At 68.1% G+C, this 20991-nt stretch carries 21 protein-coding genes; 10 read left to right on the top strand and 11 right to left on the bottom strand.

Annotated elements, in window-relative coordinates; genetic code table 11:
• Window positions 1–64: 64 nt before the first annotated feature.
• Together KHB019_RS04005 and hpf are read left to right on the top strand one after the other, a co-directional pair.
• Entirely contained in the window at window positions 65–706 is a 642-nt protein-coding gene (locus tag KHB019_RS04005; RefSeq protein WP_230102219.1) for a ComF family protein, read from the top strand.
• A 113-nt stretch (window positions 707–819) separates the two neighbouring features.
• Window positions 820–1482 carry a ribosome hibernation-promoting factor, HPF/YfiA family gene (hpf, locus tag KHB019_RS04000; protein WP_230102220.1) on the top strand — a complete coding sequence of 221 codons (663 nt, stop codon included), beginning with the start codon at window positions 820–822 and terminating at the stop codon, window positions 1480–1482.
• A gap of 54 nt (window positions 1483–1536) precedes the next feature.
• Here the strand turns inward: hpf and KHB019_RS03995 are convergent, their stop codons facing one another.
• The 4 genes from KHB019_RS03995 to KHB019_RS03980 form a co-directional block, all read right to left on the bottom strand.
• On the bottom strand, window positions 1537–2859 hold the full coding sequence (locus tag KHB019_RS03995; protein WP_337458121.1) for a hypothetical protein: 1323 nt from the start codon (window positions 2857–2859) through the stop codon (window positions 1537–1539).
• A gap of 71 nt (window positions 2860–2930) precedes the next feature.
• Complete coding sequence (locus KHB019_RS03990) at window positions 2931–5792, bottom strand: FtsX-like permease family protein (RefSeq protein ID WP_337458120.1); 2862 nt, start codon at window positions 5790–5792, stop codon at window positions 2931–2933.
• Complete coding sequence (locus KHB019_RS03985) at window positions 5789–6511, bottom strand: ABC transporter ATP-binding protein (protein WP_230102223.1); 723 nt, start codon at window positions 6509–6511, stop codon at window positions 5789–5791. Before KHB019_RS03985 ends, KHB019_RS03990 begins: the two co-directional genes overlap by 4 nt.
• A 5-nt stretch (window positions 6512–6516) precedes the next feature.
• On the bottom strand, window positions 6517–7137 hold the full coding sequence (locus KHB019_RS03980) for a PadR family transcriptional regulator (RefSeq protein WP_230102224.1): 621 nt from the start codon (window positions 7135–7137) through the stop codon (window positions 6517–6519).
• A gap of 190 nt (window positions 7138–7327) precedes the next feature.
• On the opposite strand from KHB019_RS03980, the gene secA reads away from it, so the two are divergent.
• The gene (gene secA / locus KHB019_RS03975; RefSeq protein ID WP_337458119.1) at window positions 7328–10099 is read left to right on the top strand and encodes a preprotein translocase subunit SecA; all 2772 of its coding nucleotides are present in this window, start codon (window positions 7328–7330) and stop codon (window positions 10097–10099) included.
• 46 nt (window positions 10100–10145) lie between these two features.
• Window positions 10146–11372, top strand: a complete 1227-nt coding sequence (locus KHB019_RS03970) for a pyridoxal phosphate-dependent aminotransferase (protein ID WP_230102226.1) — start codon at window positions 10146–10148, stop codon at window positions 11370–11372.
• On the opposite strand, the gene KHB019_RS03965 is transcribed toward KHB019_RS03970, so the two are convergent.
• Window positions 11296–12543, bottom strand: coding sequence for an AAA family ATPase (locus KHB019_RS03965; protein WP_230102227.1), 1248 nt, complete (start codon window positions 12541–12543; stop codon window positions 11296–11298). The genes KHB019_RS03970 and KHB019_RS03965 overlap by 77 nt on opposite strands.
• A complete protein-coding gene (locus tag KHB019_RS03960) occupies window positions 12540–13160 on the bottom strand; it encodes an SAF domain-containing protein (protein ID WP_337458118.1) in 621 nt (206 codons plus the stop codon). Before KHB019_RS03960 ends, KHB019_RS03965 begins: the two co-directional genes overlap by 4 nt.
• Before the next feature lie 98 nt (window positions 13161–13258).
• Between KHB019_RS03960 and KHB019_RS03955 the strand changes: the two genes are divergently transcribed.
• On the top strand, window positions 13259–13537 hold the full coding sequence (locus tag KHB019_RS03955) for a helix-turn-helix domain-containing protein (protein WP_337458117.1): 279 nt from the start codon (window positions 13259–13261) through the stop codon (window positions 13535–13537).
• A gap of 8 nt (window positions 13538–13545) precedes the next feature.
• On the opposite strand, the gene KHB019_RS03950 is transcribed toward KHB019_RS03955, so the two are convergent.
• On the bottom strand, window positions 13546–14136 hold the full coding sequence (locus tag KHB019_RS03950; protein ID WP_337458116.1) for a hypothetical protein: 591 nt from the start codon (window positions 14134–14136) through the stop codon (window positions 13546–13548).
• Between the two features lie 124 nt (window positions 14137–14260).
• Between KHB019_RS03950 and KHB019_RS03945 the strand changes: the two genes are divergently transcribed.
• Both KHB019_RS03945 and KHB019_RS03940 read left to right on the top strand, forming a co-directional pair.
• On the top strand, window positions 14261–14647 hold the full coding sequence (locus KHB019_RS03945; protein WP_230102231.1) for an Rv3235 family protein: 387 nt from the start codon (window positions 14261–14263) through the stop codon (window positions 14645–14647).
• Between the two features lie 29 nt (window positions 14648–14676).
• A complete protein-coding gene (locus KHB019_RS03940) occupies window positions 14677–16161 on the top strand; it encodes a sensor histidine kinase (protein WP_325471382.1) in 1485 nt (494 codons plus the stop codon).
• An 81-nt stretch (window positions 16162–16242) separates the two neighbouring features.
• On the opposite strand, the gene KHB019_RS03935 is transcribed toward KHB019_RS03940, so the two are convergent.
• Window positions 16243–16491: a WhiB family transcriptional regulator gene (locus KHB019_RS03935; protein ID WP_017203224.1), complete on the bottom strand. Its 249-nt coding sequence runs from the start codon at window positions 16489–16491 to the stop codon at window positions 16243–16245.
• Between the two features lie 207 nt (window positions 16492–16698).
• Here KHB019_RS03935 and KHB019_RS03930 point away from each other — a divergent pair, with 207 nt between their 5' ends.
• Entirely contained in the window at window positions 16699–17127 is a 429-nt protein-coding gene (locus tag KHB019_RS03930) for a hypothetical protein (RefSeq protein WP_325471383.1), read from the top strand.
• On the opposite strand, the gene bcp is transcribed toward KHB019_RS03930, so the two are convergent.
• From bcp to aroA, 3 genes are read right to left on the bottom strand one after another with little or no spacing between them, the layout of a single operon-like run.
• Window positions 17128–17604, bottom strand: coding sequence for a thioredoxin-dependent thiol peroxidase (bcp, locus tag KHB019_RS03925; protein WP_325471384.1), 477 nt, complete (start codon window positions 17602–17604; stop codon window positions 17128–17130).
• Between the two features lie 10 nt (window positions 17605–17614).
• Complete coding sequence (gene rsgA / locus KHB019_RS03920; RefSeq protein ID WP_337458115.1) at window positions 17615–18685, bottom strand: ribosome small subunit-dependent GTPase A; 1071 nt, start codon at window positions 18683–18685, stop codon at window positions 17615–17617.
• Window positions 18682–20013 carry a 3-phosphoshikimate 1-carboxyvinyltransferase gene (aroA, locus tag KHB019_RS03915; RefSeq protein WP_337458114.1) on the bottom strand — a complete coding sequence of 444 codons (1332 nt, stop codon included), beginning with the start codon at window positions 20011–20013 and terminating at the stop codon, window positions 18682–18684. Before aroA ends, rsgA begins: the two co-directional genes overlap by 4 nt.
• A 107-nt stretch (window positions 20014–20120) precedes the next feature.
• Here aroA and KHB019_RS03910 point away from each other — a divergent pair, with 107 nt between their 5' ends.
• On the top strand, window positions 20121–20726 hold the full coding sequence (locus tag KHB019_RS03910) for a sigma-70 family RNA polymerase sigma factor (protein WP_337458395.1): 606 nt from the start codon (window positions 20121–20123) through the stop codon (window positions 20724–20726).
• Window positions 20723–20968, top strand: coding sequence for a zf-HC2 domain-containing protein (locus tag KHB019_RS03905; protein WP_230102237.1), 246 nt, complete (start codon window positions 20723–20725; stop codon window positions 20966–20968). The genes KHB019_RS03910 and KHB019_RS03905 overlap by 4 nt, the downstream gene beginning before the upstream one ends.
• Window positions 20969–20991: the final 23 nt, after the last annotated feature.

Below are 20991 nucleotides of genomic sequence, written 5' to 3'. Positions count from 1 at the left end.
ACGTCGTCCGCAGGTCGTGCGCTCGGCGTCGCGCGGTGCGCGCGCAGGACGTCACCGTAGAGACATGGCACTGTGGGCGGCGCTGGCGGACGAGATCGCGGCCTTCGTGCTGGCCGGATGCTGCGCCGGATGCGATGCGCCGGGGACGCTGCTGTGCGATGAGTGTCGAGCGGCGCTCACCGCTGAGCCGGTGCACACCTCGACCCCCGACGGGATGCCGGTCATCTCGGCGCTTGCTTTCGACGGCATCGTCGCGCGCTGCATCCGCCGGGTGAAGGAGGACGGTGAGACCCTGCTCGCGCGGCCTCTCGGCGCGGCCCTCGCGGACGCGGCGGCAGGACTGCTCGCCGTCCATCCGAATGCGCTGCTCGTGCCGGTGCCGACGAGCGCGGCGTCGTTCCGTCGTCGCGGGTACCGGGTGCCCGACCTGCTCCTGCGGCGTGCAGGGCTTGCACCCGCACGGCTTCTCAGACCGACCAGACGAACCAGGGACCAGCGTGACCTCGATGTCGAGGAGCGTCGCCGGAACGTGACGGGAAGCATGCGGGCGCGACACGCCCGGGACGCGGGTGACGTCGTCGTCGTCGACGATGTCGTGACCACCGGATCGACCCTCGACGAAGCCGCCAGGGCGCTGACAGCGGCAGGTTTCCGGGTGTGCGGGGCCGTCACTCTGGCGGCGACGCCGCGCCGACGAGAATTCTGAGGGAACACATTGTGAAGGAACCGTGACATCGAGGGAAACGCGGACTACGGTAGGGGACCACAAGGCGACCACGGTCCGCCCTTGGCCGGGAGGACCGGGACAAGGAGGCAGCAATGGAAACAAGCATCGTTGGCGTCGGGGTGGGTATCACCGATCGCTTCCGAACCGTTGTCGAAGAGAAGATCGCCCGTGTTCAGCAGTTTGCCGCGAAGGCGCAGAGGCTGGATGTGAAGGTGACGCATCGCGCCTATCGTGGCGGACGCGTACCGGATGAGACCGTCGAGCTCACGCTGGTCGGCAAGGGCCCCATCGTTCGCGCCGAGGCCGTCGACGGAGACAAGTTCGTCGCCCTCGACCTCGCGGTCGACAAGCTCGCCGAGCAGCTGCGCCGCGCGAAGGAGAAGCGGGTCGACGGTCGTCAGCACCCTCGCGGTGCGCATTTCGAGAAGGGCAGCGGCTCGCTCGAGGGCATCGACGTGCAGCCGGCATCCGTGGACGTGTTGCAAGCGGTCGCCACAGGTACGATCCCGGTGCAGAGCGAGGAGGAAGAGGAGTACTCGCCCGTCGTCATCCGTACCAAGAACTTCGAAGCCGAGTGGATGACGGTCGAGGAGGCCGTCGATCGCATGGAGCTCGTCGGGCACGATTTCTTCCTGTTCGTCGACGCTCGCACCGATCACCCCAGCGTCGTGTACCGGCGCAAGGGCTGGGACTACGGCGTGATCTCGCTGACCACCCAGGCGTCGCCTGAGCACGCGGAGGCGCTCGCATCCTGACGTGATCGGAGAAGGCCCGGCATGCAATGCCGGGCCTTCTCCGTGTTCTGACCCTCAGTCGAAGATGCCGTCCAGGATGCTTCCGATGACCAGGCCGCCCATGATGCCGCCCATGATGTCGCCACCGCCGCCGCGGCGTCCACCGCCCCAGCCGTCGCCGCCCCAGCCCTGCTGCTGTTGCGGACGCGCCGAGTCGATGTCGCGCTGGGCCAGCTGAAGCGCCTCGGCGGCGAGCTGGGCGACCCGACGGGACGCAGCCAGAGCCTGCTCGCGGGTCTCCTCCGGCGCGATCAGTTCGGGGATGTCGATGCGGAGGCGCTCTGCCTCGGCGAACCGCGTTCGCGCGTCGGCGCCGATCCAGCCGCGGTGGCCGGAGATGAGTCCTCGGGCGACGCCGAGCTGCCGGTCGGCGTCATCCAGCGAGTGCTGCACCTGCGCCACACTGGGCAGCGGGTTCTGAGCGCGGTACTGCGCCTTGGCGATCGCGTCGTCGAGGGCGGTGTTGGCGGTGCGCAACTGGGTGAGCTCCGCGAACGGGTCGTTGCGGGATCCGGCGGGGGAGAGCGCTTCGAGTGCCTGCTCCAGCTCGGCGACGGCGGCCGTGACGGCGGGCGCCTTCGGAGCGCTCCGGGCGGCGATGATGTCTCCGCGCGAGTCTGCGACGACCTCGGCGAGGGTGGACTCGGCGCGGAGCGCCTCGATCTCGAAGTCCTCCACTGCATCCATGAGGGCGCCGGCGCGGCGGGTGGCCTCCGTCGCCGTCTCGAGCGCGAGGTTCGCCTCTTCGTTCTGTCGCGCAGCGCGCCGGCGCTCCGAGACGTCTGCGCCGTGGGTGGCGAAGGCGATGAGCTGCTCCGCTTCGTCTGCGGATGCCGAGATCTGGTGCATCGCCGATTCGGCGTAGCGCGTCGAGAGTCGCTCGATGCTCGAGCGCGTCTGCGGGATGCGCGCGGCGAGCGCCTCGGCATCTCTGCGGACCTGTTCGATGATCTGGGGAGCCTGCCGTACGCGCGACACCGAGTCGGCGAGGGCGGTGGTCTTCTCGTCGAGGAGGTCTTCTGCCCACTCGCACAACTGCACGATGCGAGCGTTGCGGGTGCGCAGCTCTTCGTCGGTGTCGGGGATCTCGTCGTGATTGAGCTGGTGCAGTTGGAACGCCTCACGGAGGTGCGTCTTCACCGACTCGAGTGCGGCCTTCAGATCCTTCGTGAGCGAGACGCCCAGCTCGGCTTCGGCGAACGCGAGTTCGTCACCGGCGGTGCGGATCCGCTCGTCCGCTGCGACGAGAGCCTGCTCGGCCCGGCGCGCCAGATCGGCATCCTGGGCCGCCTGAGCGGCCTCCTGCTCACGTTTACGCTTGCCCCAGAAACCTGCCATGGCTCGATCCTACTTTCCGTATGCGATGCGCGCGCTGTGGATCATCTCTGATCCGCAGCGCGGGTCGCGGGTCAGGCGATGACCGTTCGGCGCGTGAGCTCCGGCGTTCGGGGCGGGATGAGCCAGGATGCCACGGCGATCAGCAGGGGCAGCGCGAGCGCCAGTCCCGCCAGCGCCACCCAGGGCATGTCCGCCACGAGCAGCTCACCCCGGGACTGGATCGCGAACCCGATCGGCGGGAGGATCCCGGCCGCAGCTCCCGCGATCGTGCCGAATCCGGCGATGATGAGCCCCTGCCAGAAGCCGATCCGTCGTCGAAGGCTCGGCGTGCCGCCGACCGCTGTGAGCGTGGCGTCGTCCGGCCGGCGTTCGAAGCGAGCAAGGCCCAGCGCCACGGCGGACGCCCCGAGGACCAGCACGGCGACGCCGATGAGGGTGGGGATCATCCAGAACCAGTCCGTGGTCGGACCGCGCTCGTATGACGGTGAGAGTGCCACGTCGGGACTGCTGAGGAGCGTGGCGTGGGAGTACACGCGATCCATGTCCTCGTTCGCGAGCGGCTCGGGCATCGCGGCGACGACCGTGACCGGCTGGACCACCATACCGAGTCGCTCGGCTGTTTCCGGAGCGATGACGATCGCCAGCGGCTGATCCGGCACATCGAGCACGATCGCTTCGACGGCCCGCTCCCACTGCGCTTCGGCGACGGGCGACAGCTCAGGCTGTCGTTGCCAGACGTTGTCCGGAAGGCGCCCTTCATACGACTCGCGAGCCGTCCACGCGGCGACGTCGATGGTGCCGTCGGTCACCCACCGATCGTCGGTGACGAGTGCACTGCCGGCACGGAACGCTGCGAGATGAGCGGCTGAGAGATCCACGCCGAGCACCGTTGACAGTGCAGCGGGCTCGACGACGGAGATCGGGTTCATCGGCGACTGCATGAAGCCGTAGGACATGGTCACGGTCGGATCGAGCAGGTGTTCTTCGGGCATCACGGCCATGATCCACTGATCGTCCGCTGGAACATCGTCGGACGACGGGTAGTACACGGGCTCTGATTGCGCCTGGACGAGCCCGACGCTCGACGCACCCGCGTCTGTCACGAGCTCGACCGCGGCGTCCGCTGCGGCATCCGCCTGCTCGGCGTTCACCGGCATGACGACTCCGTTGCCTGCCGGGTAGAACTCCACGGACAGCGAGTCGACGGGCCCCTGGTAGAACCAGTTCCGGTTCGAGTTGCCGATCTGCATCGACGACTGAGACATCGCGAACACCGCGATGAAGACGGTCGCCCCGATGGCAGCGAAGGCGGGAACGGTGCGCGAGGCGTTCGCCGCGGCATCCCGCGACGCCACCCGGGCGGACAGGCTGAAACGAGACAGGGTGCGCGAGGTGAGCCAGAGCAGCCACCTGCCCGAGAGGAGGATGCCGATCTGCACGAGGATGGGGCCGATCACGATCCCGAACGGCGGGATCGCCCGCAGGGGGGAATCTCCCGCGAGTTCCTCGTATGGCACAGCACCCAGGGAAGCCGTCAGTACCGCGCTCGCGATCGTGATCCCCACTCCCACGATCAGGATGACAGAGCCCCAGATCGGTCGCGATGCTCTCGGCGTCTGCGGCCGTCGTGCGCCGCGCAGGGCGCTCAGCGTGTCCGATTGCGCGACGGTGCGCGCCGGGATCGCCGCCGATGCGGTTCCCACAAGGACGGAGAAGACCAGAATGGCGCCGAGTGCCACCCACGGCATGTGGAAACCCCAGTACCGCGTGCCGGAGCCGTCATCTGTGAAAGCCATGATGACCGCGGCGAGCCCGGTGCCGAGAGCGAGTCCTATCAGTCCGCCGACAAGACCGAGGACGGTCCCCTGCAGGACCACGGTGCGGCGGAGGTCGGCTCCGGTCGCACCGACGCTCGCGGCGACGGCGAGCGAGCGCTGCTGGCGACGGGCCGCCACGGAGAACGCCGCCCCGGCGAGCATGATGACCACGTACGCGGCGAAGAGGCCGGACGCCACCAGCATCATCACGAGACCCTGCCACGCGAAGTACTCGCCCATGCCTGCCCATGGGTCCCCGGCCTTCGCCGCCGGCGGGTCGAGCATCACATCACGCGAGTAAGCGATGATTCCGTTCTCGTTCAGCGCCTGAACATCGCTCCAGGTCAGGGGTGTGCTCGGCAGGAACCACTGCGTCGATCCGCTCAGAGCGCCGGCGGGGAGGAACAGAGCCGTCTGATCCGACGGTACGGTCTTCGCGGTCATCGTCCCCACGACCGTGAACGTCTCGCCGGAGTCCGTCATCTCGACGTCTCCGCCGATCGCGATGTCGAACCGCTCGAGACCGGCCGGCGTCACGAGGATCTCGTCGGATGCCGCGGGCATCCGCCCCTCGACGAGGTCGAAGCGGCCATCGAATCGCTCGTCCCACACCTCACCGGCCCACGCGGACAGCGTCGCCACCCCGGCACCCGTGTTCGCGCGGATCTGGCCTTCGGTCACCGGGATCGTCTCGGTCCCTGATGGGAGGGCGCCGATCGGGTCCGGCAGCGGGTCGCCGTCGGTCACCGTCATCTGATCGTTCTCGAAGGGATAGCCGTTCCAGTCCGGCTGCGTCGGTGCCTGCCAGAACCCGGAGTCCGGCACGCCGACCGGCTGCACCCACGCCTCCATCTGGCCGAGTTCTGCGCGCACGGCCTCCTCCGGCGTGGATGCGGCGCTCCACGAGACGATCGAGAACGCCGCCATGCCGGCGATCGGCAGCGCTATGAGTGTCGCGATCAGGATGCTCGACGAGATCGTGCGCCGTACCTGACGATGCGCGAGCCGTGAGGCGACTCGCCAGCGGGCGCGATGCGTGCCGCGCTCGCGAGTCGGTCGCGGTTCCGGGCTTCGTCTCGTCGACCGGCTGCGCTGCCGTTCGAGTGTCGAGCTCATTGCGCTGCGCCGGTCAGCAGGCTCTCGGCGCCGTCGCGTCGAGTCTCGTCGATGATGCGGCCGTCACGGAGGAAGACAACTCGGTCCGCGAAGGCCGCATGGCGTGCCTCATGCGTGACGAGGATGCCCGCGGCTCCCGCGTCGACCCGCGCTCGCAGCATCTTCAGCACCATCTCGCCCGTGACGGAATCCAAGGCGCCCGTTGGCTCATCCGCGAGGATGAGGCGCCGGCCGCCGACCACGGCTCTGGCGATCGCAACGCGCTGCTGCTGCCCGCCCGACAGGTCGTCGGGGTAGGAGTCGAGCTTGTCGGCGAGGCCGACCGAGGCGAGAGCGTCCTTGCCGGCACGGCGGGCGACTCTCCCGCGGAATCCGTCGAGCTCGAGCGGGAGGATCACGTTCTCGATGGCTGTGAGCGTCGGGATGAGGTTGAAGTCCTGGAACACGAATCCGAGCGAGCGGCGACGCAGTTTCGCGACCTGGGAGCGGGACTGCTCGCTGAGATAGGACCCCTCGATGATCACCTCGCCGCTGGTCGGGGTCGCGAGGCCCCCGGCGATCGACAGGAGAGTCGACTTGCCGGAGCCCGAGGCCCCCATGATGGCGACCAGTTCGCCCTGCCTGACCTCGAGGTCGACGCCGGACAGCGCGGAGACCGCTGTCGCGCCCTGCCCGTACTGCTGGGTGATGCCGACGAGCTGCAGCACTGCTTCGGTCATGATCCTCATCCCTCGGTCTCGGTGCCGACGGCGTGCCCCTGTCGAACGACCGGGCGCCCTCGCTTGGGCCGCTCGGTCGCGAGCTCGAGTCCCATCGCATGGTTCGGATGAAGCGCCAGGCGCTGCTCGGTGTGATCCAGCCAGCGCACCTCTGCCTCCGCGGCGAAGATCATCGAGTCCACCACCAGGGACCACGCGAGCTCGGCCGGTCCCTCAGGGTCGCCGCCCGCGTACTTGGCCCGCTGCATGCTCTGCAGGTGCGACAGCGACGCGCGTCGCTGCGCCTGGATGACCGCGGCGACGTCGACGCCGGGCAGCGTGGCGGCGACGGCGAGTTTGATCGCGAGCTCGTCTCGCGTGGCCTGGGTGCGCACGACGGGGGAGGAGAGCCACTGCGCGACCTCGGCGGATCCGGCATCCGTGATCTGCCAGTACACGTGGCCCTGTTCGTCTGCTTCGCCGCGCTGCACCAGAGCGTCACGCTCGAGGCGTTCGAGCGTGTTGTAGATCTGCCCGACGTTCAGCGGCCATGTCGAGCCGGTGCGGCGGTCGAACTCCGCACGCAGCTGATACCCGTAGCAGGGCCCCTGGTCGAGGATGGCGAGCAGGCTCTGGCGAACGGACACGGTGACCTCCTGAAATCATTTCTGAGTAAATATATACACGGAAATGGGTCGCTACTGCCAGATCGGGCCGAACGGCGTGTCCTGTGCAGACGACGTGCAGGTCACGGGCCGGTAACATAGCGAAGTATGCCCGGCACCGAAGCCCGATCTGGGTGGCTGGGATCTGACCCACAACAGGGAGATGACTTAAGTGGCGAATCCTCTTGAGAAGCTGCTGCGCGCAGGTGAAGGCCGCATCCTTCGGCGCCTGAACCAGGTGGTCAAGGCCGTCGGCGCCCTCGAGGGGGACTTCGAGAAGCTCACCGATGAGGATCTCGCGAACGAGACCACGGTGCTGCGCGAGCGCTTCCAGAACGGCGAGACGCTCGACCAGCTCATGCCCGAGGCCTTCGCCGCCGTGCGCGAGGCGGCCAAGCGCACACTCGGCATGCGCGCCTACGACGTGCAGCTCATGGGTGGCGCAGCCCTTCACCTCGGCAACATCGCCGAGATGAAGACCGGTGAGGGCAAGACGCTCGTCGCCACCTTCCCCGCGTATCTGAACGCGATCGCCGGCGAGGGCGTGCACGTCATCACGGTCAACGACTTCCTTGCCTCGTACCAGGCCGAGCTCATGGGTCGCGTGTACCGGGCGCTGGGCATGACGACCGGCATCATCGTCTCGGGCCAGACGCCTGCGGTGCGCCGTGAGCAGTACGCCGCGGACATCACGTACGGCACGAACAACGAGTTCGGCTTCGACTACCTGCGCGACAACATGGCGTGGCGCAAGGAGGACCTCGTCCAGCGCGAGCACTTCTTCGCCATCGTCGACGAGGTCGACTCGATCCTCATCGACGAGGCTCGCACGCCGCTGATCATCTCCGGTCCGTCCTCGGGCGAGGCCAACCGCTGGTTCACCGAGTTCGCGAAGATCGCCCGCACGCTCGAAGCGGGCGAGGATTACGAGGTCGATGAGAAGAAGCGCACGATCGGCGTGCTCGAGCCCGGTATCGAGAAGGTCGAGGACTACCTCGGCATCGACAACCTGTACGAGTCCGCCAACACGCCGCTGATCTCGTTCCTCAACAACTCGATCAAGGCGCTCGCGCTGTTCAAGAAGAACACCGACTACGTCGTGATGAACGACGAGGTCATGATCGTGGACGAGCACACCGGCCGCATCCTGGTCGGCCGCCGATACAACGAGGGCATCCACCAGGCCATCGAGGCCAAGGAGAGCGTTCCGGTCAAGGCCGAGAACCAGACCCTCGCCACCGTCACGCTGCAGAACTACTTCCGCCTGTACGACAAGCTCGCGGGCATGACCGGCACCGCCGAGACCGAAGCGGCCGAGTTCATGTCGACCTACAAGCTCGGCGTCGTGCAGATCCCGACGAACAAGCCGATGATCCGCAAGGACAACGCCGACCTCGTCTACAAGAACGAGACGGCGAAGTTCGCCCAGGTCGTCGAGGACATCGCGGAGCGTCACGAGACCGGTCAGCCGGTCCTGGTCGGCACCGTCAGCGTCGAGAAGAGCGAGTACCTCTCTCGCCTGCTGGCGAAGAAGGGGATCAAGCACGAGGTCCTCAACGCCAAGAACCACGCACGTGAGGCCGAGATCGTCGCCCGCGCCGGACGCCTCGGTGCCGTCACCGTCGCGACGAACATGGCCGGTCGAGGCACCGACATCATGCTCGGCGGCAACGCCGAATTCCTTGCCGTCCAGGAGCTCAGGGGCAAGGGCCTCGACCCGGCGGAGACGCCCGAGGAGTACGAGGCCGCCTGGGACGAAGCGTACGAGGCCATGAAGGCCGTCGTCGCCGAGGAGAGCACCAAGGTCACCGAAGCCGGCGGCCTCTACGTGCTCGGCACCGAGCGCCACGAATCGCGCCGCATCGACAACCAGCTGCGCGGACGTTCAGGACGTCAGGGCGACCCGGGAGAGAGCCGCTTCTACCTGAGCCTCACCGACGACCTGATGCGTCTGTTCCAGTCCGGAGCAGCTGAGGCCATCCTCGCCCGGACGAACTTCCCCGACGATGTCCCGATCGAATCCGGCCTCGTCTCGCGTGCGATCCGCAGCGCCCAGTCGCAGGTCGAATCGCGCAACGCGGAGATGCGCAAGAACGTCCTCAAGTACGACGACGTCCTCAACCGCCAGCGCGAGGCGATCTACGCGGATCGCCGACACATCCTGCAGGGCGACGACATCGCCGACCGCGTCCAGCACTTCATCGAGGATGCCGTCACCGGTGTCGTCACCGACCACACCGGCGAGGGCCACACCGAGAGCTGGGACTTCGACGCGCTGTGGACCGAGCTGAAGACGCTCTACCCCGTCAGCGTCACGATCGACGAGGTCGTCGCCGAGGCTGGCGGACGCAAGGGCGGGATCACGACGGACGGTCTCACGCGCGAGCTGCTCTCCGACGCGAAGATCGCCTATGAGAAGCGCGAGGCGGCCCTCGGCGAGGCTGCCATGCGCGAGCTGGAACGCCGCGTCGTCCTCCAGGTGCTCGACCGCCGCTGGCGCGACCACCTCTACGAGATGGACTACCTGAAGGACGGCATCGGTCTGCGCGCCATGGCGCAGCGCGATCCGCTCATCGAGTACCAGCGCGAGGGCTTCTCCATGTTCCAGTCCATGATGGGCCAGATCAAGGAGGAGTCGGTCGGATACCTCTACAACCTCGAGGTCGAGGTGCGTCGTGCCGCGGACTCCGAGGTCACCGAGGTCGAGGCGAAGGGTCTCGTCAGCGATGTCGGCGAGCAGCGCCTCGAGTACTCCGCGCCCAACGACGCCGGCGAGGTCGAGGTGCGCAACGACCGCGGCCAGGTGAAGAAGGCGGCGCCCGAGACGGATGCCGCGGCTCCGCAGGAGAGCGCGCGCGGCGCGTTCGGCCAGCGGGTCGATGCTCCGGCAGCCGCTCCGCAGAACCGTGAACAGCGCCGAGCCGCAGACAAGAAGAAGCGCTGAACTTCCGTTGAGAAAGCCTGCCGGTGAATGCCGGTAGGCTTTCTCAATGACCCACACGCGCACCTTCGACCAGTCGTCGAAGCTGAAGAACGTCCTGTACGAGATCCGAGGCAAGGTTCCGGCAGAGGCGGCGCGTCTGGAAGCAGAGGGCCACAGCATCCTCAAGCTCAACACCGGAAATCCGGCGATCTTCGGCTTCGAGGCACCCCACCAGATCGTCCACGACATGCTGGCGGCTCTTCCGACCGCGCACGGCTACAGCGACAGCCGAGGCATCATCTCCGCCCGCAGGGCCGTCGTCAGCCGGTACGAGCAGATTGAGGACTTTCCGCCGTTCGGGCCGGATGACGTCTACCTCGGCAACGGTGTCTCCGAGCTCATCACGATGACGATGCAGGCCCTGCTCGACGAGGGCGACGAGGTCCTGATCCCCGCACCGGACTACCCGCTGTGGACGGCGATGACGAGCCTGGCCGCAGGCACCCCTGTGCACTATGTCTGCGATGAGAACAACGGCTGGCAGCCCGACCTGGAGGACATCCGCGCCAAGGTGACGCCGCGCACGAAGGCCCTCGTCATCATCAACCCCAACAACCCCACCGGTGCCGTGTACTCGCGCGAGGTGCTCGAGGGGCTCGTGCAGATCGCGCGTGAGAACGAGCTGCTGCTCCTCTCCGACGAGATCTACGACCGCATCCTTTTCGATGACGCCGAGCACATCTCCACCGCGACGCTGGCGCCCGACCTGCTGTGCCTCACATTCAACGGACTTTCGAAGACCTACCGCGTCGCCGGGTACCGCGCGGGCTGGCTCGTCATCACCGGGCCCCAGCGTCACGCCAAGGGATTCCTCGAGGGCATCACGCTGCTGGCATCCACGCGGCTGTGCCCGAACGTCCCCTCGCAGCACGCCATGCAGGCGGCTCTGGGAGGCGTTCAGTCGATCGATGCGCTGATCGCTCCCACAGGGCGCCTGCACGAGCAGCGCGACATCGCCTGGCAGGGCCTCGAGTCGATCCCCGGAGTGAGCTGCGTCAAGCCGCAGGGAGCGCTGTACGCGTTTCCCAGGCTCGACCCCGAGGTGCACGCCATCCATGACGACGAGAAGTTCGTCTACGACCTGTTGATCGCCGAGCGCATCCTGCTGGTTCAGGGGACCGGATTCAACTGGCCGACACCTGATCACTTCCGCGTCGTCACCCTGCCGGAACCGCGGGTGCTCGGCGAAGCCATCGAGCGACTCGGGAACTTCCTCTCGACCTACCGGCAGTGACGGTCGTGCGCGTCGGCGCCGGTTCCAGATGCTCGGCGAGGCGCCGGACCGCTGCGACGAGAGCCGACCGCGGCGTGACATCCGCCATGGGCCCGGCGTGCAGCAGGGCGGCGTCGGCCGCGCGCTGATCGAACGGCAGGAAGGTCACGTCGGTGATGCCGGCGAAGCGCTCGAGCGCACGTCGAACCTGTCCACGTGCGTCGATGCCGAGCGGGCCAGGGCGCACCTGGTTGGCGACGACCACTATGCGCGCGGTGGGGCCGACGAGTCCGCGCAACTCTGCGTGATCACGCAAGAAACGCGAGATCGAGAGGGGATCGGCGGCGGTGACGGCGACGATGACATCGGCCTCGCGCAGCACCGCAGTGGTGGCGGCATGGCGGCGAGGGCCGCTGAGGTCGTCTGAGACCTCCTCGTAGGATTCGAACGACGCCGACACATCGACGACGGTCTCCTCGACCCACTCCCTGCACACGCCGAGGGTCGCGCGCAACCGGTCGGCAGACAGCTCCGGCCAGCGCGACGGCCGGTTGAGCCCGGCGAGGACGTCGACGGTGCCCGCGCTGGTCTCCATCGCCACCGCGACGCGGTCGAGCTCCGCCGGATCCAGGCCGCCCAGTTCGGCGCGACGGCAGGCGGCCGCGATACCAGGAGCATCGTCGCCGAGGCCGAGCAGCAGCGCCAGCGACGGGGCGACCGTGTCGGCGTCGATCAGCGCGCACCGCCGACCACGCGAGAGCTCGAGCGCGAGCTGGATCGCGACGGTCGACCTGCCTGGAGCACCGTGCGAGCCCCAGACCGCCACCACACGCCGATGCGACGGTTCGCTCCTCGTCGCCGTACGGGGCGTCTCATCGTCGAGGGCGTCGGCGATCTGCCAGGCGTCGGCGTCCTCCGGCAGCGCCTCGGGGAGTCCGTATCGGCTCAGCAGTCGCGAGTCTCCCGCGCCGAGCGTCACGATCCGCACTCCTGCGGCGTCGCACGCCGCGACGAGGTCGGCGTTCAGGACCGTGCGGGTCGCGGGGAGGATGATCGCCTCGGCGTCATGGAGCTGATCGTGCAGCACATCGGGATCGGGTGCGATGCCGACGATGCGATGGCCGATGCGCTCCAGTTCTCTGGCGAGCTCGGTCGCCCTGGGGTCGGCGACGGCGACGATCACGGCCGTCACGAGCCGGACCCGACGGGAACGATCGACAGCGCGGCGCCGGCGTTGATGGCTGCGAGCACATCCGCCACATCGGCGCGATCGATCACGAGTTCGACGGCCGCGCTGCGCTGTGCGAGCATTCCGTCGCTCTCGGGGATGGATGCCACGACGACGTCGGCGGCGAGGATCCGCGGCGCGTCGTACTCTCCGTCGTCCTCCAGCGGCGGCGAATACCACAGCTCCACCGGCGTACCCGCCTCGACGCGGGCGGGAATGCCGACGCTGCTGTCCACGACGATGTTCGTCGTCCGCCCGCTCTGCGCGTCTGCCGCTGCCGTGGTCGAGAGCAGTTCGCCGCTCTCCACGGTGCGGGCGGCGATCATGCCGGGCTCGAGATCCTGAGGCGCGAGGTAGCCATCCACGACGGCGCCGAGACTCACCTCGACGACGCGGAAGTCGCCGGAGGCGAGCGACTCGCCCTGGGTGATCGTGCGATTCGCCTGCAGCACTGGCGTCGTGTTCCGTGCGGAGGAGACGATCAGCCAGACGCCGGCGATCGAGAGGATCACGAGCACGACGCCGATGAGGAACCGGATGTCGCCCCAGAACGGGCGTCTGGGACGTGGGTGGGTCGTCATGACTTCATCGTCACAGAATCGCCGCTGTCGAGTCGGAAGTTATCCACAGGAGGGAGCGGTGGTGCAGGTCGCCCGCGCCGGCACGTCAGAATGGACGCATGGCCGATTCGCCCGCATCTGCTCCCCGCTTCCTCGCGCCCGCGCAGGTCGCCGAGCTGCTGAGCATCGAGGTCGATGAGGTCATCGCCCTCGTGACGGCCGGGCGTCTCCGCGGCGCGCAGCTGGGCACGCCGGCGCGGTGGCGGGTGGAGGAGAGCAGCATCGCCGACTACCTCGCGGAGCAGACCGAAGAGGCGCGGCGCATGGCTCTGTGGCGACAGGCGGACGAGGCGAGCTTCCCCGAGGTGTGGGGGCCGCAGCGTCCCCACCGCCCCTGAACCACCGGTCAGACCGCGCCGCTGGCGGTGCGAACCCACTGCACTGCAGTGAAGGGCACGATCCGGAAGCCGCGCACGACGGTGGACAGCCGCGGCTCGCCTGGGTCGTGCATCGCCAGATCGAGGTGGTCGTCCCCGGCGCGATCGATCGTGCCGTGCAACTGCTCTCCGTCCGTGAGAGCAAGACGCACGGCGAGGCGGCGTCGAGCGAAGTCGCGGAGGAGAAAGCCCATGGTCATGCGGGAGCGCATGCCGTCGTTCGGAATCTCGACGTCCTCGAGCGTCTCCAGGATCGCCCCATGATGCGTCTCGACACCCGCTACGGCCGCGATGGGGACGATCAACGCGGCCGGGGCGTCCTGGGTCTGGATGGCGATCCAATCTGCTCCGACCGCGCGCAGACGACCCGTCTGCCGCTCACCGTCGGCGAGTCGCACGGCGAACGGCGCATCGCTGCGCTGCATCAGCCGCAGCCGTTGCAGGAGCGTGAGCTTCGAGATCCGCAGCCGCTCCGACTCGGCATCCAGCGCCGCTTTCTCGGCCTCCCACTCGGCGGCGAGCTGACCTTCGAGGTCTTCGAACAGACGATCCCAATGCACACCGAGAGCGTACGGCAGGGGTGCGCGGCGGCGTACGAGTTATCCACATCTTCTACATGCGGCCCGGCGGAGCACTGCGCTCGCGTGCTCTACTTGCACCCATTGCTGACCGAGAGTGACGATGATGACGCTTCAAGAGTATTTCGCACCGCAGCCGACGCCCGCGTCGGATCTCCCAGACCCCGCACCGCTGCTGCGCAGTCTCACGCAGGGCGTCCTCGAGGTCTTCGCCGGTGTACGAGAACTCGACCAGCTCGCCCGTTGGTTCAGTGAAGAGGCGTTCCGAAAGCTCAGCGCGCGAGCGAACCTCTCTTCCCGAGCCCGCAGCGCCAGGGGTACGGCCCCGGCGCGACCGGTGTTCGAAGTCCTGTCGATCCGGGAGTCCGAGCCGGCGGACGGCATCGTCGAGGCGGTCGTGATCGTCGCAGGACCGGGCCGCACCAGGGCGGTCGCCATCCGGCTCGAGGGTCTCGACCGGCGTTGGCGCGCCACGTCGTTCGCCGTGCTCTGATCGCCGCTCGCGCTGACTAGTCTGGAAGGGTGTCGACCCTCAGTGACCTTGTCCATGCCCAGGGCTGCCTGAACGACGAAGACGTCGAATGGCTCCATCGTCTCGCCGGTGACGGCCAGCTGCTTGCGGATCTCGCCTCCGCGGACATCGTGATCTGGGTGGCCACCGAAGACGGTTCCTTCATCGCCGTCGCGCACACTCGTCCGAGCGGGGCAGCGACCCTGTTCTACCGCGACATCGTCGGCGAGCGCGTTCGCCCGCAGTGGCGGACTCAGGTGCAGGGCGCATTCGACTCCGGCGAGATCGTCGACTCGTCGTCACCGGACTGGTTCGAGGAGACGCCGACTCGCGTGCGGGCGGTGCCGATCGTCCGGTCGCGGGCACGGGACGGGCAGACGCCGCCCGTGATCGGGGTCGTCACCCGCCACACGAATCTCGGCGAGGCGCGGACGCCTTCACGCCAGCAGATCACCTTCGACGAGTGCGCCAACGACCTGTTCCGCATGATCAGCTCAGGGGAGTTCCCCGATCTCGCTGCTCCCACGTCTCCCCGCCGCGGAGCCCCGCGCGCGTCGGACGGGCTCATCCGCATCGACGTCGACGGCATCAGCACTTTTGCCAGCCCCAACGCGCTCTCCGCGTTCAACCGGATGGGCTTCGACGACGAGCTCGAGGGGGAGTCCCTCGCAGAGGTGACCACGCGCATCCTGCCCAGCACTCGCCAGGTCGACGAGTCGCTCCCGGTCGTCGTGACCGGGCGCGCGCCATGGCGCACCGACATCGAGGCGCGGGGGGTCACGGTGTCGCTGCGGGCGATCCCGCTCCGCGACCACGGCACGCGCATCGGCGCCATCATCCTCTGCCGCGATGTCAGCGAGCTCCGTCACCAGGAGCAGGAGCTCATCACCAAGGACGCGACCATCCGCGAGATCCACCACCGGGTCAAGAACAACCTGCAGACCGTGGCCTCGCTGCTGCGGATCCAGGCGCGCCGTACGCACTCGGATGAGGCTCGGGATGCTCTCACCCAGGCCATGCGACGTGTCGACGCGATCGCCGTCGTGCACGACACCCTGGCGCAGGGTCTGACGCAGAAGGTCGATTTCGACGAGGTGTTCCACCGCGTGCTCAAGCTCGTCGCCGAGGTCGCATCCGCTCCGAACACGCGGGCGCGGACGCAGTCCACCGGCCATTTCGGCGTGCTGCCCAGCGAGTACGCGACTCCGCTGGCACTGGCGCTCACCGAGGTCGTCACGAACGCCGTCGAGCATGGACTCGCTGGCAAGGAGGGCACAGTGACGATCGACGCCGTGCGCACGGACGACAAGCTGCATGTGTCGGTGCGCGACAGCGGTCACGGACTGCCGGAGGGCCGTGTCGGCCAGGGGCTGGGCACCCAGATCATCCGCACCCTCATTCAGGGGGAGCTGGGCGGCAGTATCGAGTGGCGCGGTGCGGAGGGCGAAGGCACCGAGGTGTCGATCGACATCCCGCTGCGCTGGCTCAACAAATGACTCATGGTTGAGCGAGGCGGGAAGCGCCGTGTCGAGACCTCGGTCCGCAGGCGGCTCGGCTGACCCGGTGGATCCGGTGGATTAGGAAGCGCGGCGTGCGCGTGCGGCGCGGCGCTTGAGTGCGCGGCGCTCGTCCTCGGAGAGGCCGCCCCAGACACCGGAGTCCTGGCTGGTCTCGAGCGCGTACTGCAGACAGATCTCGGTCACCGTGCAGGTGGCGCAGACGGTTTTCGCCTTTTCGATCTGGTCGACGGCGGGGCCGGTGTTCCCGACGGGGAAGAACAGCTCGGGGTCGACGGTCAAGCAGGCGGCTTTGTCGCGCCAGTCCATGGGGGCTCCTCGGTGTGGATGAACGGTGAGCGTTCGCGATGCGAAGACTCGATTGCGAGCGACGATATCGGGGTTCGACGCTCATCAGTAGTGCGAGCGGATACTCGCCCCACGCCGCTGTGGGAGCACATGACTGTTAACATTGTGTTACAGCCGTGGCGTGAAATCAAGGATTTTCTGCCAGCAATCTGATTTCTCGGAGACACCGTGCGTTCATCTGCCATCGCCTCAGCCGCCGCCGCGGTCCTCGCTCTCGAGGGGCTCGCCCTCCTGATGTTCGCCGTCATCGACCTGATCGGACTGGGCGCGGGCGAGGCGGCATCGCTGCCGACGGCAATCGCGCTGATCGTCCTGACTCTGATCGGAGCGGCCGCGCTGTTCGCCTTCGCGGCGGGTACGAGGCGCGGGCGCACCTGGGCTCGCTCCGGCGGGGTGGTGCTTCAGGTGCTGGCGATCGCGATCGCCCTGGCCTCGCTCACGGTACCGCCTGTCCCGTGGCCCTTCGTGCTCGGTGTCGGGATCCCAGGGGTGGTCGGGTTCGTGCTGCTGATCGCGAGTACGCGCATCGAAGCCAGGCGCGAGCGCAAGGCCGACGCAGGCGACGCGGGCGCAGGCGACCGGCCTGTCGAGAGCTGATCAGGCGTCGACGCCGAGCGCCTTGCGCAGCCGGGCGACGTGCCCCGTCGCCTTGACGTTGTACTGCGCGAGCGTGATGACGCCGTCCTCGTCCAGCACGAAGGTCGAGCGGATGACGCCCTCGATGACCTTGCCGTAGTTCATCTTCTCGCCCCACACGCCGTAGGCGCTGTGCACGGCGTGATCCGGGTCGCTGAGCAGCGTGAAGGTCAGCCCGTCGCGGTCGCGGAACTCTGCGAGCTTCGCCGGCTCGTCGCGCGAGACGCCGACGACCCGGTATCCGGCACCCTGCAGTGAAGCGATGCTGTCGCGGAAGTCGCACGCCTGGGTCGTGCATCCGGGAGTCATCGCAGCCGGGTAGAAGTACAGAATGGTCTTCTGACCGCGCAGGTCGGACAGGCTGACGGTGTCGCCGTCCTGATCCGTGAGCGAGAAGTCGGGGGCAGGGGTACCGGGTTCCAGGCGCAGATTCGTCACGCCTCCCAGCCTACTTCGCGTCTCTTCCCTCTGCCTTGTCCGAGAATGTCTGGAGCAGGCGCTGGAGCGAGTCCAGCCGAGCGAGTTCTGCGGCGCCGAGCTCTCCGCGATCCGCTGCCTCGATCAGCGCGCAATCCGGGGCGTCGGCGAGATGCGTGCATCCTCGTGGGCAGTTCTCGGCGATCTCGGCGAGTTCGGTGAACGCCGCGAGGATGTGCGAGGGGTCGACGTGTCCGAGCCCGAACGAGCGGACCCCGGGGGTGTCGATGACCCACCCTGTGCCCGCCGGGGTCTCGTATCGCAGCGAGACTGTCGAGGATGAGGTGTGGCGTCCGCGGCCTGTCACCTGATTGACATGGCCGGTCGCACGACCGGCGGACGGAACCAGAGCATTGACGAGCGTCGACTTGCCGACCCCGGAGTGGCCGACGAAGACGGTGGAGTGTCCGATCAGCGCCTCGCCGATCTCGTCCACCGGCATCTCGTCGCGCTCGCTCGTGAACACGCGGAGGTCGAGCCCCGCGAAATGGGCGAGGAACGGCGCAGGATCGGCGAGATCGGTCTTGGTGACGACGAGAAGCGGGCGGATGCCGGCATCCAGGGCCGCCACGAGGTAACGATCGACCAGCCGGGGCCGGGGTTCGGGGTCCGCCGCAGCCACGACGATGAGCATCTGATCGGCATTCGCGACGATCACACGCTCGACCTGATCGGTGTCATCGGCGCTGCGCCGCAGAAGCGACGCGCGCGGATCGAGTCCGACGATGCGCGCGAGCGTGCCCACGACGCCGGAGGTGTCGCCGACGACGCGAGCCCGATCGCCCGTGACGATTGGTGTGCGCCGCAGCTCACGCGCTCTGGTCGTGGTGATGACGCGCTCATCGGAGCCGCCCTCGTCGAGCATCACGCTGTAGCGTCCGCGGTCGACTCCGAGCACGCGACCGATCTCTGCGTCCTCGTGCGCCGGACGTCGCTTGGTCCGCGGACGGTTCGCCTTCGGATTCGGACGGGTGCGGATGCTGCTCTCGTCGAAGTCCTCGAACTCGTCGTCGAGGTCGTCGTCCGGATCGAGCCAGCTCACGCGCCGCTGCCTCCTCCGGCCAGCATCCGATCCCAGAGCAGGGTGAACTCCGGCAGGGTCTTGGCCGTGGTGCCGATGTCGTCGACGACGACGCCAGGCACCCGCAGCCCGATCAGGGCGCCCGTGGTCGCGATGCGGTGGTCGTGGTACGCCGCCCATTCGCCGCCGTGCAGCGGCCGGGGGATCACCCGCAGCCCATCGGACAGCTCTTCGACCTCGCCGCCGAGCGCCGCGAGGTTCGCGATGAGGGCTGCGATGCGATCGGTCTCGTGCAGACGGATGTGTCCGATCCCGCGGATGGACGTCGGCCTGTCGGCGAACGCGGCGAGTCCGACGATCGTGGGGGTCAGCTCGCTGGCGGCCGACAGATCCAGATCCAGACCACGGATGCCGTCGCCGGCGCGCACGGTCATCGTGCCGCTGTGACGGCCGACGTGCGCTCCCATGGCCTGCAGGATGTCGGGCAGGAGCGCGCCCGGTTGAGTGGAGTGCAGGGGCCAGCCGGGGATTGACACCTCGCCGCCGGTGATCATCGCCGCGGCGAGGAACGGTGCGGCGTTCGACAGATCCGGCTCGATCGCGATCTCCTTGGCGCGGGGGACTCCGCTTTCGACGAGCCACTCGCCGACGGCCGGTCGCTCGATGCGGATGCCCCGGCGGCTCAGGGATTCGATGGTCATGTCGATGTGCGGAAGACTCGGCAGGTGCTCGCCGGTGTGCACGAGGTGCAGGCCGACATCGAAGCGAGGAGCGGCCAGCAGGAGCCCGGAGACGAACTGGCTGGATGCGGAGGCGTCGATCTCGATCCGACCGCCACGGATGCGGCCGTGACCGCGGATCGTGAACGGCAGCGACCAGGTGCCCTCGTCGTCGATGTCGACACCGAGGTCGCGCAGCGCGGTGATCATGGCTCCCATCGGCCGGTGCAGAGCGCTCTCATGGGCGGTCAGGTGCACGTCCTGCGCTGCCAGCCCCGCCAGAGGCGCGATGAAACGCATCACGGTGCCCGCCTGACCGCAGTCGATCGTCGCGTCTCCGTGGAGCGGTTCCGGCGTGATCACGAGGTCTGGACCGAACTCGCCGGCTCCGTCGACCTCCTCGATTCCGATGCCCAGCGCACGCAGCGCTTCGACCATGCGGCGCGAGTCGTCCGAGTGCAGCGGAGCGATCAGTCGGCCTGGTCCGTCGGCGATCGCGGCGATCATCAGTTCGCGGTTCGTGAGCGACTTCGACCCGGGGATCGTCAGGGTTGCGTGCACGGCTCCGGCGGCTGCGGGCGCTGCGTAGGCGCCCGCGGCGGGAGATGGGGAATAGGTCGTGTCGCTCATCGGTTTCAACCTTAGTGAATGGCCCCGAGAACGCTGAGAGAGGAGGGGGCGTGATCGCAACGATCGAGCGTGAGCTCGAAGTCCTCGTCGGCCTAGACTGGCCGTTGATGGATGACACGACTTCCGTAGACACTCCCGACGACGCTCAGCGCCAGTTCGAGGAGCAGGCGATCCCTTTCATGGATCAGCTGTACGCCGCGGCGATGCGCATGACGCGCAATCCCGCTGACGCCGCTGATCTCGTGCAGGAGACGTTCGTCAAGGCGTTCGCGTCCTGGTCGTCGTTCACCCAGGGTACGAACCTGAAGGCGTGGCTCTACCGCATCCTCACGAACACCTACATCAACATCTACCGCAAGAAGCAGCGCGAGCCGTACCAGGGGACGATCGACGAACTCGAGGACTGGCAGATGGGCGGTGCGGAGTCGACGACGGCCACGCACAGCCGTTCGGCTGAGGCCGAGGCGATCGACCGGATGCCGGCATCCGCCGTGAAGGACGCGCTGCAGGAGGTCCCTGAGGACTTCCGCCTGGCGGTGTACCTGGCAGACGTCGAGGGATTCGCGTATCAGGAGATCGCCGACATCATGAAGACCCCCATCGGCACCGTGATGAGCCGCCTGCATCGTGGCAGGCGGATGCTACGGGAGCTGCTGGCGGATTATGCCGCCGAGCGAGGAATCGCCACGGCAACCACGAGGAGCAGGAAATGACCGATTGCGGCTGTGACAAGGCCCGTCAGGATCTCGAGGAGTACCTCCGCAACGAGGTGTGCAAGACAGAGCACTCGCAGATCCGTGAGCACATCGAGAACTGCCCGTCCTGCCAGGGAGAGGCGCTGGTCGCCAGCACCCTGACCGAGGTCGTGGCGCGCGCATGCAAGGAGACGGCTCCTGAGGAGCTGCGCGACCTCGTGCTCGCCAAGCTGCGCGCGGTGCAGGCGACGGCCCACTGACGCGTCGCGCTGTCGCCGCGTCC

The organism is Microbacterium sp. KHB019 (assembly GCF_037285405.1).
Taxonomy (GTDB): Bacteria; Actinomycetota; Actinomycetes; order Actinomycetales; family Microbacteriaceae; genus Microbacterium.
This window is presented reverse-complemented; position numbering and strand designations above follow the sequence as displayed.